This is a genomic window from Streptomyces sp. CAI-85, from assembly GCF_013363615.1.
Lineage (GTDB): Bacteria > Actinomycetota > Actinomycetes > Streptomycetales > Streptomycetaceae > Streptomyces > Streptomyces antibioticus_B.
The window spans coordinates 1-598 of record NZ_JAANNX010000258.1 but is presented as its reverse complement, the minus strand read 5'-3'; the positions used below and the strand labels follow the sequence as shown (position 1 = coordinate 598).

Annotated in this window: 1 protein-coding gene; it reads right to left on the bottom strand. The window is 74.9% G+C overall.

The window, feature by feature from the left end:
- The coding region (locus tag G6W55_RS38140; RefSeq protein WP_175525120.1) for a LuxR C-terminal-related transcriptional regulator at positions 1–587 on the bottom strand (587 nt) is incomplete at its 3' end.
- Between the last annotated feature and the right edge of the window lie 11 nt (positions 588–598).

The following is a 598-nucleotide window of genomic DNA, read 5'->3' as shown; positions in this document are numbered from 1 at the left end:
CGGGCCAGGTGGCTCTTGACGGTCAGCGCGGACAGGCCCATCGAGACGCCGATGGCCTTGTTGGACTGGCCCTCGGCGACCAGCCGCAGGACCTCGACCTCGCGGCCGGACAGCTCGCGGTAGCCGCCCGGGTGGCTCGGGGCACCCGGGGGGCGGCGGTGGAGGCGGGCGGCGGCCGCGCCGATGGGGGCGGCACCGGGCCGGCTGGGGAGGCCGACGTTGGTGCGGGTGCCGGTGACGACGTAGCCCTTCACCCCGCCCGCGAGGGCGTTGCGGACGGCGCCGATGTCGTCGGCGGCGGAGAGGGCCAGCCCGTTGGGCCAGCCCGCGGCGCGGGTCTCGGACAGGAGGGTGAGGCCCGAACCGTCGGGCAGGTGGACGTCGGCGACGCAGATGTCGCGGGGGTTGCCGATGCGGGGACGAGCCTCCGCGACGGACGAGGCCTCGATGACATCGCGCACACCGAGCGCCCAGAGATGACGGGTGACGGTGGATCGGACACGCGGGTCGGCCACGACCACCATCGCGGTGGGCTTGTTCGGGCGGTAGGCGACCAGGCTTGCGGGCTGCTCGAGGAGAACGGACACCAGGCCTCCTG